This is a genomic window from Enterobacter sp. 237C8 (assembly GCF_034106865.1).
Classification (GTDB): Bacteria; Pseudomonadota; Gammaproteobacteria; order Enterobacterales; family Enterobacteriaceae; genus Enterobacter; species Enterobacter asburiae_B.
This window is the reverse complement of the sequence record NZ_JAWNDF010000004.1, coordinates 36,530-54,113: the sequence shown is the minus strand read 5'-3', so window position 1 is coordinate 54,113 and position 17,584 is coordinate 36,530. Positions and strand designations below refer to the sequence as shown.

The following is a 17,584-nucleotide window of genomic DNA, read 5'->3' as shown; positions in this document are numbered from 1 at the left end:
TCTCATAGGGCCGCTTACTGCTTGCTATGCAACCAGCGTTTCGCATATTATTCTGGCGCTCATAATAATAATTCTCGTTTACGTTATCATTCACTTTCACATCAGAGATTCAACATGGCGCTTTCCAATACTGCTCAGCCAATGAACACGTCGCTGCGTAAGCTCGCGGTCGTCGTCGCCACAGCGGTTGCCGGCATGTCTGCTTATGCTCACGCGGCCGAAACCCCGAAAAAAGAAGAAACCATTACGGTTACCGCAGCACCTGCGGCACAGGAAAGTGCCTGGGGGCCTGCTGCGACCATCGCCGCACGGCAATCCGCGACCGGAACCAAAACGGATACCCCTATTCAAAAGGTTCCGCAGTCTATTTCTGTGGTCACGGCCGAAGAGATGGCGCTGCATCAGCCGCGCTCGGTGAAAGAAGCCCTGAGCTACACGCCGGGCGTTGCGGTAGGCACGCGCGGCGCGTCTAACACCTATGACTATTTGATCATTCGCGGCTTCGCGGCCGATGGCCAGACGCAGAATAACTACCTCGACGGCATGAAAATGCAGGGGAACTTCTATAACGACGCGGTGATTGATCCTTATATGCTGGAGCGCGCCGAAATCATGCGCGGTCCGGTTTCCGTTCTGTACGGCAAAAGCAGCCCGGGCGGTTTGCTGAACATGGTCAGTAAGCGCCCAACAACCGAGCCGCTGAAAGAGATCCAGTTCAAAGTCGGCACGGATAGCCTGTTCCAGACCGGGTTTGACTTTAGCGATGCGATCGACGACGACGGCGTTTACTCTTATCGATTAACGGGCGTTGCGCGTTCTAATAACGCTCAGCAGGAGCGTGCGGAAGAGCAGCGTTACGCCATCGCGCCATCGTTCTCATGGCGTCCGGATGATAAAACCACCTTCACGTTCCTCTCCTACTTCCAGAACGAGCCTGAAACGGGCTACTACGGCTGGTTGCCAAAAGAGGGAACGGTTGAGCCGCTGCCGAACGGCGATCGTCTGCCGACGAACTTCAACGAAGGCGCGAAGAACAATACCTATTCCCGTAACCAGAAAATGGTGGGATACAGCTTCGACCACGAGTTCAACGATACCTTTACCGTGCGTCAGAACCTGCGCTTTGCCGAGAACAAAACCTCGCAAAACAGCGTATACGGCTATGGCGTCTGTACCGATCCGGCAAACAGCGGCAACAAACAGTGCGCCGCGCTAGCGCCATCGGACAAAGGCCATTATCTGGCGCGTAAATACGTTGTCGATAATGAAAAGCTGCAGAACTTTACCGTTGATACCCAGCTGCAGAGCAAATTCTCAACCGGCGAGGTGGACCACGTCCTGCTGACCGGCGTTGACTTTATGCGCATGCGGAATGACATCAACTCCTGGTTCGGTTACGACGACTCTGTTCCGCTGCTGGATCTCTACAACCCGGTGAACAGCGATTTTGATTTCGGCTCAAAAGATCCCGCGACCTCCGGCCCATATCAGATCCTCAACCGTCAAAAACAGACGGGTCTGTACGTTCAGGATCAGGCGCAGTGGGATAAAGTGCTGGTAACCCTGGGCGGCCGTTATGACTGGGCCGATCAGGAATCCTACAACCGCGTGACGAACACCACCTCCAAACGTGATGATACCCAGTTCACCTGGCGCGGTGGCGTTAACTATCTGTTTGATAACGGCGTAACTCCGTACTTTAGCTACAGCGAATCGTTTGAACCGGCTTCGCAGACCGATGCCCAGGGCAAGCTGTTCTCGCCGTCTAAAGGCAAACAGTACGAAGCGGGCGTGAAATACGTGCCGAACGATCGTCCGATCGTCGTCACCGGTGCGTTGTACCAGCTGACCAAAACCAACAACCTGATGGCGGACCCGGCGGGCTCCTTCTTCTCGGTTCAGGGCGGTGAAATCCGCGCGCGTGGCGTAGAACTGGAAGCGAAAGCGGCCCTCTCTGCGAGCGTCAACCTGGTGGGTTCTTATACCTATACCGATGCGGAATACACCACGGACACCACCTACAAAGGCAACACGCCTGCTCAGGTGCCAAAACACATGGCATCGTTGTGGGGCGATTACACCCTGTTTGACGGTGCGCTGTCAGGTCTGACGCTGGGTACCGGCGTGCGTTACACGGGCTCAAGCTATGGCGATCCGGCGAACTCCTTCAAGGTGGGCAGCTACACCGTTGTCGATGCGCTGGTCAGATACGATCTGGCACGCGTTGGCATGGCGGGCTCAAACGTGGCGCTGCACGTGAACAACCTGTTCGATCGTGAGTACGTTGCCAGCTGCTTCAATACCTACGGCTGCTTCTGGGGTGCTGAACGTCAGGTTGTTGCCACCGCGACCTTCCGCTTCTAATCTCTCTTCGGGCACGGTTCGCCGTGCCCTTTTTATTTAAGTTGGCTGATATGCAGGATATTCAAACGCAACCCGACACCACCTTTACGCTCAACCATCTCTCCTTTCGCGTACCCGGGCGCACGCTGCTGCATCCGCTCTCTCTGACGTTCCCTGCCGGTAAAGTGACGGGCCTGATTGGTCACAACGGTTCCGGTAAATCCACGCTTCTCAAGATGCTGGGGCGCCATCAGCCGCCTTCAGAAGGCGATATTCTGCTGGATGACCAACCGCTGGAGAGCTGGAGCAGTAAAGCCTTTGCCCGCAAAGTGGCCTATCTGCCGCAGCAGCTGCCGCAGGCGGAAGGGATGACGGTGCGCGAGCTGGTGGCGATTGGGCGTTATCCGTGGCACGGTGCGCTTGGGCGCTTCGGCGTCGCCGACAGAGAGAAGGTGGAAGAGGCGATTGCGCTGGTCGGGCTAAAACCGCTGGCGCACCGTCTGGTGGATAGCCTGTCCGGCGGCGAACGTCAGCGCGCGTGGATCGCGATGCTGGTGGCGCAGGACAGCCGCTGTCTGCTGCTGGATGAACCGACCTCTGCGCTGGATATCGCCCATCAGGTCGACGTCCTGGCGCTGGTGCATCGCCTGAGCCAGCAGCGTGGCCTGACGGTCATCGCGGTTCTGCACGATATCAACATGGCCGCGCGCTATTGTGACTACCTCGTCGCGCTGCGCGGGGGCGAGATGATTGCCCAGGGGACACCGGCAGAGCTGATGCGCAGCGAAACGCTGGAACATATTTACGGTATTCCGATGGGTATTCTGCCTCACCCGGCCGGGGCTGCACCGGTGAGCTTTGTCTACTGATGCTGAATAACACACGCATTAGCCGCCGTCGCCTGCTGACGGCGATGGCGCTCTCGCCGCTGCTGTTAAAAATGAATACGGCGCGTGCCGCCGCCGTCGATCCGCACCGTATTGTGGCCCTGGAGTGGCTGCCGGTCGAACTGATGATGGCGCTCGGCGTCACGCCCTATGGCGTGGCGGACATTCCTAACTATAACCTCTGGGTGAACGAGCCAAAGCTGCCGGACTCGGTGATCGACGTCGGCCTGCGTACGGAGCCAAACCTCGAGCTGCTCACCCAGATGAAACCCTCGTTCCTGTTCTGGTCCGCGGGCTACGGCCCGTCAGAGGAGACCATGGCGCGCATTGCGCCGGGACGTGGATTTGCTTTCAGCGACGGTAAAAAACCGCTGGCCGTGGCGAAAAACTCGATTAACGAGATGGCGCATTTCCTCAACCGCGAAGCGGAGGCCAAAAAGCATCTCGACGAATTTGATGCCCTGATAGACTCCCTGAAGCCGCGCTTTGCTCACCGGGGCGATCGTCCGCTGCTCATGGTGACGCTGCTGGATGCCCGCCATATGCTGGTCTTCGGTAAAAACTGTCTGTTCCAGGAGGTGCTGGACAGCTTCGGCATTCGCAACGCCTGGGAAGGGGAGATGACCTTCTGGGGCAGTACCGCCGTGGGTATCGACCGCCTGGCGGCGTTTCGCGATGTGGACGTGCTCTGTTTCGACCACGGTAATGAACGCGACATGCAAACCCTGATGGCGACCCCGCTCTGGCAGGCGATGCCGTTTGTACGCGAGAAGCGCTTCCAGCGCGCCCCGGCAGTCTGGTTCTACGGCGCGACGCTGTCGGCCATGCATTTTGCCCGCGTGCTGGATAACGCCCTGGGAGGTAAAGCATGAGTACGCGTATCGCCCGCTTCCCGGCGCTGCTGTTATCCCTGCTTTTTCTGGTTGCGCTGGTATTAACCGGCTTCAATCTCTCCGCGGCCTTACCGCGCGCGCAGTGGGGGGCCGCTCTGGCCTCGCCGGGTATCGACAATATTCAGCAGATGCTGTTCCACTACAGCCTGCTGCCGCGTCTGGCGATCTCCCTTTTGGTCGGGGCCGGCTTAGGGCTGGTGGGCGTGCTGTTCCAGCAGGTTTTACGTAACCCGCTGGCAGAGCCAACCACGCTCGGCGTCGCGACCGGCGCGCAGCTTGGGATCACCATCACCACGCTGTGGGCGCTGCCGGGAGCGTTAACCTCGCAGTTTGCGGCACTCGCGGGGGCGTGCGTGGTGGGCGCGCTGGTCTTTGGCGTGGCCTGGGGCAAGCGCCTTTCTCCTGTGACGCTTATTCTGGCCGGGCTGGTGGTGAGCCTGTACTGCGGGGCGATTAACCAGCTGCTGGTGCTGTTCCATCACGATCGGCTGCAAAGCATGTTCCTGTGGAGTACCGGCACGCTCACCCAGACCGACTGGAGCGTTGTAGAGCACCTCTGGCCGCAGCTGGCTGGCGGCGTCGTGCTGACGCTGCTGCTCCTGCGCCCTCTGACGCTCATGGGGCTGGATGATGGCGTGGCGCGTAACCTGGGGCTGGCGCTGTCGCTGGCTCGTCTGGCGGCGCTGACGCTGGCGATTGTATTGAGTGCCCTGCTGGTCAACGCGGTCGGCATCATCGGATTTATCGGCCTGTTTGCGCCGCTGCTGGCGAAAATGCTCGGGGCGCGTCGCCTGCTGGCGCGTCTGATGCTGGCGCCGCTGATTGGGGCGCTGATCCTCTGGCTTTCCGATCAGCTTATTCTCTGGCTGGCGCAGGTCTGGAGGGAAGTGTCCACCGGCTCTGTGACCGCGCTTATCGGGGCGCCGCTGCTGCTGTGGCTGCTGCCGCGCCTGCGCAGCATGAGCGCACCGGCGATGGACGCCGGCGATAAAGTCTACGCTGAACGTCAGTCGGTGCTGTGGTTTAGCCTTGCCGGTCTGGCGGTGCTGATTATCGCCTCGTTCGCGGCGCTCTCATTCGGACGCGATGCCATGGGCTGGCACTGGGCAACGGGTGATTTACTCAATGAACTGGTGCAGTGGCGCTGGCCGCGTATCTTCTCCGCGCTGATCGCAGGGGTGATGCTGGCGGTGGCGGGGTGCATTATTCAGCGTCTGACCGGCAACCCGATGGCAAGCCCTGAAGTGCTCGGGATCAGCTCTGGCGCCGCCTTTGGCGTGGTGCTGATGCTGTTCTTTGTGCCGGGGAATGCGTTTGGCTGGCTGATGCCTGCTGGCAGTATCGGCGCGGCAGTCACGCTGATGATTATCCTGATTGCCGCCGGTCGCGGCGGATTTTCGCCGCACCGCATGCTGCTGGCCGGGATGGCGCTCAGCACCGCATTTACCATGCTGCTGATGATGCTGCAGGCCAGCGGCGATCCGCGTATGGCGAAGATCCTGACCTGGATTTCCGGCTCGACGTACAACGCCACCGGCAGCCAGGTGGTCTGGTCCGGGATCGTGATGCTCGTGCTGCTGGCGATGGTGCCGCTGTGCCGCCGCTGGATGACCATTCTGCCGCTTGGCGGCGAAACCGCGCGCGCGGTGGGAATGGCGCTGACGCCAGCGCGCGTGGCCCTGCTGCTGCTGGCGGCGTGCCTGACGGCTGTGGCAACCCTGACGATTGGACCGCTGAGTTTTGTCGGATTAATGGCGCCGCACATTGCCAGAATGATGGGATTCCGCCGGACGATGCCGCATATCGTCATGTCGGCCCTGACGGGCGGGGTGATGCTGGTGTTCGCGGACTGGTGCGGAAGAATGGTGCTGTTCCCGTATCAGATCCCGGCGGGTCTGCTGTCGACCTTTATCGGTGCGCCGTACTTTATTTATCTGTTGAGAAAGCAGAGTCGGTAGTCAGGTGCGGCCTGTTGCCCTCACCCCGACCCTCTCCCACGGGGAGAGGGAGAACATCGTAGGCCGGGTAAGCGTTAGCGCCACCCGGCAATGCCCTTACAGCTTCGCAAACACCTTGCGCGCCGCGTCGATGGTGTTGTTGATATCTTCTTCGCTGTGCGCAACGGACATAAAGCCCGCTTCGAACGCGGACGGCGCCAGGTACACGCCTTCGTCCAGCATCAGGTGGAAGAAGCGCTTGAAGCGTTCAACGTCGCACTTCACCACGTCCTGATAGCAGGTCACGGTTTTCGCATCGGTGAAGAAAATCCCGAACATCCCGCCCACGTGGTTAACCACCAGCGGAATACTCGCTTCTTCTGCCGCTTCCAGCAGACCGTTTGCCAGCTGCGAGGTCAGGTCGGTCAGGGTTTCGTGAATACCCGGCTGTGCCACTTCGGTCAGGCAGGCAAAGCCCGCCGCCATGGCGATAGGGTTACCGGAAAGCGTGCCCGCCTGGTAAACCGGGCCGGTTGGCGCCAGGGCTTCCATCACGTCCTTACGACCACCGAATGCGCCGACCGGCATGCCGCCGCCGATGATTTTGCCGAGGCAGGTCAGGTCCGGCACGACGTCGTAGTAAGACTGGGCACCCGCCAGCGCCACGCGGAAGCCGGTCATGACTTCATCGATGATCAGCAGCGCGCCGAACTCGTCGCACAGGGCACGCAGGCCCGGCAGGAAGTCAGGCTGCGGTGGGATACAGTTCATGTTGCCTGCAACCGGCTCAACGATGATGCAGGCGATCTCCTGCGGATACTGCTCGAACGCCGCGCGAACGGTAGCAAGATCGTTGTAGGTGCAGGTCAGGGTGTGCTTCGCGAAATCTGCCGGTACGCCAGGCGAGTTCGGCTGGCCGAGCGTCAGAGCGCCGGAACCGGCTTTCACCAGAAGACAGTCGGCGTGACCGTGGTAACAGCCTTCAAACTTGATGATTTTATCGCGACCGGTAAAACCGCGTGCCAGGCGGATGGCGCTCATGGTCGCTTCGGTACCGGAGTTCACCATACGCACCATGTCCATGGTCGGCACCAGCTCGGTCACCAGTTCCGCCATTTTCACTTCCATTTCGGTTGGCGCACCGAAGCTCAGGCCGCGCTGGGCGGCTTCAATTACCGCGTTACGAATGGCCGGGTGGTTGTGCCCCAGCACCATCGGCCCCCAGGAACCCACATAATCGATATAGGCTTTGCCATCGACATCATACAGATACGCGCCGTCAGCACGTTCGATAAACAGCGGCGTACCGCCCACGCCGGTGAAGGCGCGCACAGGTGAGTTCACGCCACCCGGAATAAGCTCGCGGGCTGCACTGTAGAGGTTTTCAGACTTGCTCATGGCGTCGTTCCTGGTTCGAATAAAATGGTTAAGCCCACTATTCTATGTGATTCGGGGAAGGTTATGAAATTTTTAGCCGGGCAATGCTTTAAGATTTGTTAAGTAATTTTCAGGAGACGGTGGGGCCGTCTCTGGTAAAATCCTCGCGGCTTTTTGTGTGACAAATAAGAACAGGACATGAAATCAGATTCTCCGTCTTTTGAAGAACAACAGTTTACGCGCGTCCAGCACCGAATCAGCATTCGGCGGCTGCTCAATCGCGATAAAACGCCGCTGGCGATCCTGCTGGCCGCTGCCGTGGTGGGTACTCTCGCGGGCCTGGTTGGCGTGGCGTTTGAAAAAGCGGTTAATGCCGTACTCAACTGGCGAGTGGGCACCGTGGCCGGTTTCGCCGACAGCGAATGGCTGGTCTGGGTGTGGGCATTCGGGCTGTCCGCGCTGTTTGCCATGGTGGGGTATTTTCTGGTGCGAAAATTCGCGCCGGAAGCGGGGGGATCGGGCATCCCGGAAATTGAAGGAGCGCTGGAGGAGCTGCGTCCGGTGCGCTGGTGGCGGGTGATTCCGGTTAAGTTTATCGGCGGCATGGGGACTCTGGGCGCGGGAATGGTGCTTGGACGGGAAGGACCCACGGTACAGCTGGGGGGGAACGTGGGCCGCATGGTGGGCGATCTGTTTCGGATGCGAAGCGCCGAGGCGCGCCATACGCTGCTGGCAACCGGCGCGGCGGCGGGACTTTCCGCCGCGTTTAACGCGCCGCTGGCGGGCATTTTGTTCATTATTGAAGAGATGCGCGCGCAGTTCCGCTACAACCTGATCTCAATTAAAGCGGTATTCACCGGCGTCATTATGTCGAGCATCGTGTTTCGCATCTTTAATGGCGAGGGCGCGGTCATTGAGGTGGGGAAACTGACCAACGCGCCGGTCAACACCCTGTGGCTTTACCTGATCCTCGGCATGATTTTTGGCGTGGTGGGGCCGCTGTTTAACACCTTTATCCTGCGCGCTCAGGATATGTTCCAGCGCATTCATGGCGGCAACACCACGAAATGGGTGCTGATGGGCGGCCTGCTGGGCGGAATGTGCGGCGTACTCGGGTTTATCGAGCCGAATGCCGCAGGCGGCGGGTTCGGGCTGATTCCCATTGCGGCGGCGGGGAATTTCAGCGTGGGTCTGCTGCTGTTTATGTTTATCTCCCGGGTTATCACGACGGTACTGTGCTTCTCTTCCGGCGCGCCCGGCGGGATTTTTGCCCCGATGCTGGCGCTGGGTACGCTGCTCGGGACCGCGTTTGGTATGGCGGCTGAAGTGGGCTTTCCCGCCTATCATCTTGAAGCCGGTACCTTTGCGGTGGCCGGAATGGGGGCGCTGCTGGCCGCGTCCCTGCGTGCGCCCTTGACCGGGATCGTGCTGGTGCTGGAAATGACGGACAATTACCAGCTCATTTTGCCAATGATCATCACCTGTCTCGGCGCGACACTATTAGCCCAGTTCCTGGGTGGAAAACCGCTATACTCCACCATCCTCGCGCGTACCCTGGCGAAACAAGAGGCTGAGCGGGCCGCCACGCAGAATACTTGAATGAATTACCAGGGTATTAGATAATGAGACAAAGAATTGGGTGAATTTTACCCAATAGCAGTATTCATGGGAGCATAAGATGAGTGATGACGTAGTAGCTGTACCGCTCGAATTTACCGAAGCAGCAGCCAACAAAGTGAAAGTCCTGATTGCCGACGAAGACAATCCGGATCTGAAACTGCGTGTTTATATTACCGGTGGCGGCTGCAGCGGCTTCCAGTATGGTTTTACCTTTGACGATCAGGTTAACGATGGCGATATGACCATCGAGAAACAGGGCGTCGCGCTGGTGGTTGACCCGATGAGCCTGCAATATCTGGTGGGTGGTTCGGTGGATTACACCGAGGGTCTGGAAGGTTCGCGCTTTGTGGTCACGAACCCGAATGCGACAAGCACCTGCGGGTGTGGATCTTCGTTCAGCATCTAAGAGAGTGCGGGCTGATGCCGTTACTCCGTCCCTCTCTCACAGGGAGAGGGAGAAAAGACTAAAAACGGTAACCTTGCGGTTACCGTTTTGCTTTTACCTGCCATTATCATCCAGCGCAAACGTCGGCAGCTTCAGGTGCCAGCGTATCGCCGCTAAGCGTATCACCAGCGTCACGACCATCCCCAGCATCGCGGCATTTTCCAGCGGGAGGGCGAAGGTATAGTACGCGGTAGCGTGAACAATTCCGCCCACAATGCAGGCCGTTGCGTAAATTTCAGTACGCAGGATCATCGGCACTTCACGCGCCAGAATGTCGCGAATGATCCCACCGCCCACGCCGGTTAATACGCCCATGCAGATTGCCACCATCGGACCGGTACCCGCATTAAACGCCTTATTAACGCCGATACCCACAAACACGGCCAGACCGACGGCATCCAGTACCGGCAATATCCACTTGGGTAAGCGGCGGGGCTGGCGAACCAGCACAATGGTTAACAGGCATGTGACCATCGCGACCACCAGATCGGTAGGATCTTTCACCCAAAACACCGGCCCATTTGCCAGCGCCATATCGCGGATAGTCCCCCCGCCGACGGCGGTCACGACGCCCAGCACCAGCACGCCAAATGGATCCATGCGTAGTTTTCCGGCGAGCAGAACGCCGGAGATAGCAAAAACGGCTGTGCCAAGAATATCCAGCCAATAAACGAGCATCGTTAAATCCTCGAAAAGGGTCTTATGTTAGTGACTCTCTGCCAGCGCGGCACAGAGCTGTTTTGCGGCGAGGATAATACGCGGGCTGGCGCGTTCAAACCAGTCGCTGTTGAGTGGGATCACCGGAATTTTTAGCTGCCTTTGCCAGAATTGTTCAATTTTAGGAATCTCGCTCGCATTTCCGACCACGACGATGGCCTGCGGCTGGCGTGCCAGCACCTGTTCGCGGCTCACCTGAGGCCACGGCACCCGGCTGGCAGCAAAGATATTTTCACCGCCGCAGACTTCCAGCACCTGGTTCTGAATCGACCCTTTTCCGGTGGTGAACAGCGGCTGGCTGCCAAACTGCAGGAAGATGCGCTTTTTAACAGGGGTATCGTATCGGGATTTCAGCGCGGCATAGTCGCTCAGCATCTGTTTCGCCGCAGACTCGGCTTTTTTGGGCGTCGGGCTGTAGGGTGCCAGGGCGCGTAGCGCCTGAGCGACCTGCTCAATACTGACGGCATCAATCCACATGACCTTTATGCCAAGCGAGGTGAGCTGGTTGACCTGCCGCTCGGCGTTGCCGCCGCGCCAGGCCAGCACGAGATCCGGTTTAAGCGCCACGATGCGCTCAATGTTCATCCCCTGCCAAGTTGCCACCTGTTCAATACCCGCGGCTTGCGGTGGGTAATCCGAATAACTACTCACGCCAACGGGCGTGATCCCGGCGGCAAACGCCAGTTCCGTATTTGCGGGAGAGAGGGTAATCACGCGCGGTAACGCATAGAGCCACAGCGGTGCGAGAAGAAGCAGGGCGGCCAGCGCCCTGACGGTATGTTTAGCCACGTACCAGATTCTGCACCAGGCGCTCCACCATCACGGTGGACTGTTTTGCCGCAACGGTCAGGAACTCGTCGAAGCTGATGTGGGACTGCTGGTCTGCCACGTCAGAGATGGCGCGAACCACCACGAAGGGTACGCTGAAGTTATGGCAAACGTGAGCGATCGCGGTCGCTTCCATCTCAACGGCAACCGCCTGAGGGAAGTTATGACGGATTTTCGCCAGCCCAACGGAGCCGTTGATAAAGGCATCACCGCTGACAATCAGACCGCGTACCGCGTTGAGGTTGAGTTCTGCGATGCAGGTCTCTGCCGCCGCAATCAGTTTGTCGTCAGCTTTAAAACCAGCAGGGCAGCCCGGGAGCTGGCCGTACTCGTAACCGAACGCGGTGACGTCGGCATCGTGGTAACGCGCTTCGTCGGAAACAACGATATCGCCCACTTTCAGCGTCGGCGCCAGGCCACCCGCAGAGCCGGTATTCACGATCACGTCCGGCTTGCAGCGCTCAAGCAGCAGGGTTGCACCCAGCGCAGCAGCCACTTTACCGATGCCTGATTTCAGCAGAGCCACGTCAACACCGTTCAGCTGGCCGGTATAGATCTCACAACCTCCCAGAGAGAGGGTCTGACGGTTCTCAATTTTGTCACGCAGCAGCGTAACTTCTTCTTCCATTGCACCAATAATGCCGATTTTCATAGATTTACTCGCGATGTGCCTTGTTAAGATGCATAGTCTATCATGCGGTTAAGGGGAAACGCATTCTCACGCGGGGGAGCACATGTCACCAATCGATTTTCGCACCAAAATAAACTGGCACCGACGTTTCCGTTCGCCGCAGGGCGACAAGAGCGAACATGAGATCCTGCGTATCTTCGAAAGCGATCGCGGGCGGATCGTTAACTCGCCTGCCATCCGCCGTCTGCAGCAAAAAACTCAGGTGTTCCCGCTGGAGCGTAACGCCGCGGTGCGCACGCGCTTAACCCACTCGATGGAAGTGCAGCAGGTCGGGCGCTACATTGCCAAAGAGATTTTGAGCCGTCTCAAAGAGCAGCGTTTACTGGAAACCTATGGTCTGGACGAGCTGACGGGGCCCTTCGAGAGCATCGTTGAGATGGCCTGCCTGATGCATGACATCGGCAACCCGCCTTTCGGCCACTTTGGTGAGGCGGCTATCAATGACTGGTTTAAGCAGCGGCTTTATCCTTCGGATGCGGTAAGCCAGCCCCTCAGCGATGATCGCTGCATCGTACGCGATTTACGCCTGCGTGAAGGTGAAGAGGGGCTGAACGATCTGCGCCGCAAAGTGCGCCAGGATTTGTGTCACTTCGAGGGCAACGCGCAGGGGATCCGGCTGGTTCATTCCCTGATGCGCATGAACCTGACCTGGGCACAGGTCGGCTGCATTCTGAAATATACGCGTCCCGCGTGGTGGATGGGGGATACGCCCGCGTCCCACAGCTATTTAATGAAAAAACCGGGCTATTACCTTTCCGAAGAGGTCTATATTGAACGGTTACGTAAAGAACTTTCATTGACGCCAAACGGCCGCTTTCCATTGACGTGGATTATGGAAGCCGCCGATGATATTTCCTATTGCGTGGCCGATCTGGAAGATGCCGTGGAGAAAAGAATCTTCAGCGTCGAGGAGCTTTATCAACATCTTTATGCGTCCTGGGGTACCCATGAAAAAGGTTCGCTGTTTGCGCAGGTTGTCGAAAATGCCTGGGAAAAATCGCGCTCAAATACATTAAGCCGCAGTACGGAAGACCAGTTCTTTATGTATTTGCGGGTCAATACATTAAATAAACTGGTGCCGTATGCGGCGTCGCGTTTTATTGATAATTTGCCGCTCATTTTCAGCGGGGAATTCAACCACGCGCTGCTGGAAGATGACAGTAGTTTCAGTCAACTCCTTGAGCTTTATAAACATGTGGCGATGCGGCATGTATTCAGCCATCCGGATGTCGAGCAGCTGGAATTGCAGGGCTATCGGGTAATCAGTGGGTTACTGGAAATTTATTCCCCGTTGCTCCAGCTGTCGGTCGACGAGTTCAGCGAACTGGTGGAACACGAGCGCGTGCGCAGAATACCCATCGAATCGCGGCTTTATCAGAAACTTTCTACCCGGCATCGTCTGGCGTATGTCGAAGCGATTGGCAAGCTGGAACGCCACTCTCCCCAATGGCCGGTGATGGAATATTATTATCGCTGCCGTCTTATCCAGGACTATATCAGCGGCATGACGGATTTGTATGCCTGGGATGAATACCGCAAGCTGATGGCGGTGGAATAATTCCGGAGTTTTGTAAAGACGGCCAATAAATTTTTACCTTTTCCATAAACTTATCGCCGGAACTAAGCGGTATAAAACGAATCTGAGTTACACAGCAATTTTGCGTTACCTGTAAATCGAGATTGAGAAACATGAAAAAAACCACATTAGCAATGAGTGCACTGGCTCTGAGTTTAGGTTTAGCGCTGTCTCCTCTGACTGCTACTGCAGCCGAGACCGCGTCGTCGGCAGCAACCGCGCAGCAGATGCCAAGCCTGGCACCGATGCTCGAAAAAGTGATGCCATCGGTGGTGAGTATTAACGTTGAGGGCAGCACGACCGTCAATACGCCGCGTATGCCGCGTAACTTCCAGCAGTTCTTCGGCGACAACTCGCCGTTCTGCCAGGACGGTTCGCCATTCCAGAGCTCTCCGTTCTGTCAGGGCGGCGGTGCCGGGGATGACAGCCAGGGCGGCGGCCAGCAGCAGAAATTCATGGCGCTTGGCTCGGGGGTAATTATTGATGCGGCGAAAGGCTACGTCGTCACTAACAACCACGTTGTCGATAACGCGAACAGCATTAAGGTTCAGCTGAGCGATGGCCGCAAGTTCGATGCCAAAGTGGTGGGTAAAGACCCGCGTTCCGACATCGCGCTGATCCAGATTCAGGATCCGAAAAACCTGACGGCGATTAAAATTGCCGACTCCGATGCGCTGCGCGTGGGCGACTATACCGTGGCGATCGGTAACCCGTTCGGTCTGGGTGAAACCGTGACCTCGGGTATCGTCTCTGCGCTGGGCCGTAGCGGCCTCAACGCTGAGAACTATGAAAACTTCATCCAGACGGATGCGGCGATCAACCGCGGTAACTCCGGCGGTGCGCTGGTGAACCTGAACGGTGAGCTGATCGGTATCAACACCGCTATACTGGCACCGGACGGCGGCAACATCGGCATCGGTTTTGCTATCCCGAGTAACATGGTGAAAAACCTGACCGCGCAGATGGTGCAGTATGGCCAGGTGAAACGCGGCGAGCTGGGTATCCTCGGTACGGAGCTGAACTCCGAACTGGCTAAGGCGATGAAAGTTGACGCTCAGCGCGGGGCATTCGTCAGCCAGGTGATGCCGAATTCTTCTGCGGCGAAAGCGGGCATTAAAGCGGGGGATGTGATCACCTCCCTGAACGGTAAACCGATCAGCAGCTTTGCCGCCCTGCGTGCCGAAGTGGGCTCGATGCCGATTGGCAGTAAAGTGACCCTCGGCCTGCTGCGCGACGGTAAGCCGGTTAACGTGAGCCTGGAGCTGCAGCAGAGCAGCCAGAATCAGGTGGATTCCAGCACCATCTTCAGCGGTATTGAAGGTGCCGAGATGAGCAATAAAGGCGCAGACAAAGGCGTGGTGGTGAACAACGTGAAAGCGAATTCACCGGCAGCCCGTATCGGCCTGAAAAAAGGCGATGTGATCATGGGCGCTAACCAGCAGCCGGTGAAAAATATCGCTGAACTGCGCAAAATTCTCGACAGCAAGCCTTCCGTGCTGGCGCTGAATATCCAGCGTGGTGATACCTCTCTTTATCTGCTGATGCAGTAATCCTCTGAAGCCCCTGTTCGCGGGGGCTTTCTCGTTTCTGTGATTCTTGCCACAACTCCATACTTCTTCCTCTCTCTTTGTGCATTCGCACAATGCAGTCGTCGCTGAACTTCCCTATGCTTGAGCTCTGCTCACGGGAGGGTTACATGGCTGGCTGGCATCTTGATACCAAAATGGCGCAGGATATCGTGGCGCGCACCATGCGCATCATTGATACCAATATCAACGTGATGGATGCCCGCGGGCGCATTATTGGCAGCGGCGATCGCGAGCGTATTGGGGAATTGCACGAAGGCGCGCTGCTGGTGCTTTCTCAGGGGCGGGTCGTGGATATCGACGATGCGGTAGCGAAACACCTGCACGGCGTACGTCAGGGCATCAATTTACCGCTGCGTCTTGAAGGCGAAATTGTGGGGGTAATCGGCCTCACCGGCGAGCCCGAGTCACTGCGAAAATACGGTGAGCTGGTCTGTATGACGGCAGAGATGATGCTGGAGCAGTCGCGCCTGATGCACCTGCTCGCTCAGGACAGCCGCCTGCGTGAAGAGCTGGTAATGAACCTTATTCAGGCGGAAGAGCATACGCCTGCGCTCAGCGAATGGGCGCAGCGTCTGGGGATCGATTTAAACCAGCCGCGCGTGGTGGCGGTCATTGAGGTCGATAGCGGCCAGCTTGGCGTGGACAGCGCGATGGCCGAGCTGCAGCAGCTGCAAAATGCGCTGGCGACGCCGGAGCGCGATAACCTGGTGGCGATCGTTTCTCTGACGGAAATGGTGGTCCTCAAACCGGCGCTCAATGCGTTCGGCCGCTGGGATGCCGACGATCATCGTCGTCGCGTGGAGCAGCTGATCTCCCGGATGGAGGAGAACGGCCAGCTGCGTTTTCGCGTTGCGCTGGGCAACTACTTTACCGGGCCGGGCAGTATCGCCCGCTCCTGGCGTACCGCGCGCACCACCATGATGGTGGGCAAGCAGCGGATGCCGGAGAGCCGCAGCTATTTCTATCAGGATCTGATGCTGCCGGTGCTGCTCGACAGCCTGCGCGGGGGCTGGCAGGCCAATGAGCTGGCGCGGCCATTAGCGCGTCTGAAAGCCATGGACAACAATGGCCTGCTGCGCCGGACGCTGCAGGCGTGGTTCCGCCATAACGTGCAGCCGCTGGCGACCTCGAAGGCGCTGTTTATTCACCGCAATACGCTTGAGTATCGGTTAAACCGGATTTCAGAGCTGACGGGTCTGGATCTGGGAAACTTTGACGACAGGCTGCTGCTGTATGTGGCGCTGCAGCTGGACGAACAGAGATGACTGAGTGCGGTCTGGTGCCCTCACCCCATCCCTCTCCCACTGGGAGAGGGCGCAAACACTAAAAACGGCAATCAAAGATTGCCGTTTTGCTTTTATTTCCGCGTTAATTTCTCAAGATCCGCTTCAATCTCGCTGATCTTATTTGTTACAACGCTTTCAAGGTGACGCAGATCGTCAAGGATCTTACGCTTGAGATCGACTTCGGTGCGGTCGCGCTGGCAGATCTGATCGAGTTCATCGATCACATAGCGCAGGTTAGGGCTGATTTCCTGTACTTCTTTGTAGCCCTGTCCTACACCGTCAGCCACAACGGTCTTACGCTGGCGTGGATATTTAAACTTCACGCTTTTGGCGAAAAACTCTCCTTTGTCCTTGTGAAAATAGATTTTCAGAATATCGTTATTGGCTTCCTGACGGAGGCTGTAACGATCAATTTCATCAGGATTGGTAATGCCCAGACTTTTCAGATTATCGTACATAGCGGTACCCTTGATCTCAACATAACCTTTGAATAATTAACGAAAAAATCTATTTTCGCCACCCTCAGATATAAAAAAAGCGGGGTTGCCCCCGCTTTTTGTTATACCCGATTAATCGATGGTGCGCAGCAATTCGTTGATGCCCACTTTACCGCGCGTTTTCGCATCCACTTTCTTCACGATAACCGCACAGTACAGGCTGTATTTGCCATCTTTTGACGGCAGGTTGCCGGAAACCACCACGGAGCCCGCCGGAACGCGACCGTAGTGAACTTCACCGGTTTCACGGTCGTAAATACGGGTGCTCTGACCGATGTAAACGCCCATGGAGATCACGGAGCCTTCTTCAACGATCACGCCTTCAACCACTTCAGAGCGCGCGCCGATGAAGCAGTTGTCTTCGATGATGGTCGGGTTAGCCTGCAGTGGCTCCAGAACACCACCGATGCCCACGCCGCCGGAAAGGTGAACGTTTTTACCAATCTGCGCGCAGGAACCGACGGTCGCCCAGGTATCAACCATGGTGCCTTCGTCAACGTAGGCACCGATGTTCACGTAGGATGGCATCAGCACGGTGTTGCGTGAGATAAACGCGCCCTGACGAACCGCCGCAGGCGGTACCACGCGGAAGCCTTCCTTCTGGAAACGCGCTTCGTCGTAGTCAGCGAATTTCATTGGCACTTTATCGAAGTAGCGGCTTTCTGCTCCGTCGATAACCTGGTTATCGTTGATACGGAAAGAGAGCAGCACGGCTTTCTTCAGCCATTGATGAGTGACCCACTGACCGTCGATTTTTTCTGCCACGCGCAACGCGCCGGAATCCAGAAGGGAAATTACCTGGTTTACCGCTTCACGGGTCACGGTATCCACATTTGCCGGGGTAATCTCGGCGCGACGCTCAAAAGCGGACTCAATAACGTTCTGTAACTGCTGCATT

General features: G+C 57.5%; 15 protein-coding genes. 9 read left to right on the top strand and 6 right to left on the bottom strand.

The genetic code is table 11. The features are described 5' to 3' along the window. Nucleotides 1-114 precede the first annotated feature (114 nt). From fhuA to fhuB, 4 genes are read left to right on the top strand one after another with little or no spacing between them, the layout of a single operon-like run. Nucleotides 115-2,364 (top strand): ferrichrome porin FhuA, encoded by a 2,250-nt coding sequence (fhuA, locus tag USF70_RS13750; protein ID WP_033144662.1) that lies wholly within the window; start codon nucleotides 115-117, stop codon nucleotides 2,362-2,364. Between the two features lie 50 nt (nucleotides 2,365-2,414). Further along, complete coding sequence (fhuC, locus tag USF70_RS13745; RefSeq protein ID WP_033144663.1) at nucleotides 2,415-3,212, top strand: Fe3+-hydroxamate ABC transporter ATP-binding protein FhuC; 798 nt, start codon at nucleotides 2,415-2,417, stop codon at nucleotides 3,210-3,212. After that, nucleotides 3,212-4,102, top strand: coding sequence for a Fe(3+)-hydroxamate ABC transporter substrate-binding protein FhuD (gene fhuD / locus USF70_RS13740; RefSeq protein ID WP_033144664.1), 891 nt, complete (start codon nucleotides 3,212-3,214; stop codon nucleotides 4,100-4,102). The genes fhuC and fhuD overlap by 1 nt, the downstream gene beginning before the upstream one ends. Then, nucleotides 4,099-6,081, top strand: coding sequence for a Fe(3+)-hydroxamate ABC transporter permease FhuB (gene fhuB / locus USF70_RS13735; protein WP_033144665.1), 1,983 nt, complete (start codon nucleotides 4,099-4,101; stop codon nucleotides 6,079-6,081). Before fhuD ends, fhuB begins: the two co-directional genes overlap by 4 nt. 96 nt (nucleotides 6,082-6,177) lie before the next feature. Here the strand turns inward: fhuB and hemL are convergent, their stop codons facing one another. Further along, nucleotides 6,178-7,458 (bottom strand): glutamate-1-semialdehyde 2,1-aminomutase, encoded by a 1,281-nt coding sequence (hemL, locus tag USF70_RS13730; protein WP_320735705.1) that lies wholly within the window; start codon nucleotides 7,456-7,458, stop codon nucleotides 6,178-6,180. Between the two features lie 177 nt (nucleotides 7,459-7,635). Between hemL and clcA the strand changes: the two genes are divergently transcribed. Together clcA and erpA are read left to right on the top strand one after the other, a co-directional pair. Continuing rightward, nucleotides 7,636-9,036 carry a H(+)/Cl(-) exchange transporter ClcA gene (gene clcA / locus USF70_RS13725; protein WP_033144667.1) on the top strand — a complete coding sequence of 467 codons (1,401 nt, stop codon included), beginning with the start codon at nucleotides 7,636-7,638 and terminating at the stop codon, nucleotides 9,034-9,036. 79 nt (nucleotides 9,037-9,115) lie between these two features. Next, complete coding sequence (gene erpA, locus USF70_RS13720) at nucleotides 9,116-9,463, top strand: iron-sulfur cluster insertion protein ErpA (protein WP_023310446.1); 348 nt, start codon at nucleotides 9,116-9,118, stop codon at nucleotides 9,461-9,463. 93 nt (nucleotides 9,464-9,556) lie between these two features. Here the strand turns inward: erpA and USF70_RS13715 are convergent, their stop codons facing one another. The 3 genes from USF70_RS13715 to mtnN are packed head-to-tail and all read right to left on the bottom strand — an operon-like array spanning nucleotide 9,557 to nucleotide 11,699. Next, on the bottom strand, nucleotides 9,557-10,180 hold the full coding sequence (locus USF70_RS13715; protein WP_023310447.1) for a TRIC cation channel family protein: 624 nt from the start codon (nucleotides 10,178-10,180) through the stop codon (nucleotides 9,557-9,559). A gap of 27 nt (nucleotides 10,181-10,207) precedes the next feature. Next, nucleotides 10,208-11,008 (bottom strand): vitamin B12 ABC transporter substrate-binding protein BtuF, encoded by an 801-nt coding sequence (gene btuF, locus USF70_RS13710; RefSeq protein WP_232938607.1) that lies wholly within the window; start codon nucleotides 11,006-11,008, stop codon nucleotides 10,208-10,210. Continuing rightward, nucleotides 11,001-11,699 (bottom strand): 5'-methylthioadenosine/S-adenosylhomocysteine nucleosidase, encoded by a 699-nt coding sequence (gene mtnN / locus USF70_RS13705; protein ID WP_069303677.1) that lies wholly within the window; start codon nucleotides 11,697-11,699, stop codon nucleotides 11,001-11,003. Before mtnN ends, btuF begins: the two co-directional genes overlap by 8 nt. Before the next feature lie 82 nt (nucleotides 11,700-11,781). Here mtnN and dgt point away from each other — a divergent pair, with 82 nt between their 5' ends. The 3 genes from dgt (at nucleotide 11,782) to cdaR (ending at nucleotide 16,168) form a co-directional block, all read left to right on the top strand. Then, a complete protein-coding gene (dgt, locus tag USF70_RS13700) occupies nucleotides 11,782-13,296 on the top strand; it encodes a dGTPase (RefSeq protein ID WP_214579969.1) in 1,515 nt (504 codons plus the stop codon). A gap of 131 nt (nucleotides 13,297-13,427) precedes the next feature. Further along, nucleotides 13,428-14,864, top strand: coding sequence for a serine endoprotease DegP (degP, locus tag USF70_RS13695; protein ID WP_024907518.1), 1,437 nt, complete (start codon nucleotides 13,428-13,430; stop codon nucleotides 14,862-14,864). A gap of 146 nt (nucleotides 14,865-15,010) precedes the next feature. Beyond that, a complete protein-coding gene (gene cdaR / locus USF70_RS13690) occupies nucleotides 15,011-16,168 on the top strand; it encodes a DNA-binding transcriptional regulator CdaR (protein WP_023310452.1) in 1,158 nt (385 codons plus the stop codon). A gap of 92 nt (nucleotides 16,169-16,260) precedes the next feature. On the opposite strand, the gene USF70_RS13685 is transcribed toward cdaR, so the two are convergent. Together USF70_RS13685 and dapD are read right to left on the bottom strand one after the other, a co-directional pair. Further along, the gene (locus USF70_RS13685; protein WP_014168696.1) at nucleotides 16,261-16,647 is read right to left on the bottom strand and encodes a DUF3461 family protein; all 387 of its coding nucleotides are present in this window, start codon (nucleotides 16,645-16,647) and stop codon (nucleotides 16,261-16,263) included. A gap of 111 nt (nucleotides 16,648-16,758) precedes the next feature. Then, nucleotides 16,759-17,583 (bottom strand): 2,3,4,5-tetrahydropyridine-2,6-dicarboxylate N-succinyltransferase, encoded by an 825-nt coding sequence (gene dapD / locus USF70_RS13680; protein WP_119915990.1) that lies wholly within the window; start codon nucleotides 17,581-17,583, stop codon nucleotides 16,759-16,761. Nucleotide 17,584 lies beyond the last annotated feature (1 nt).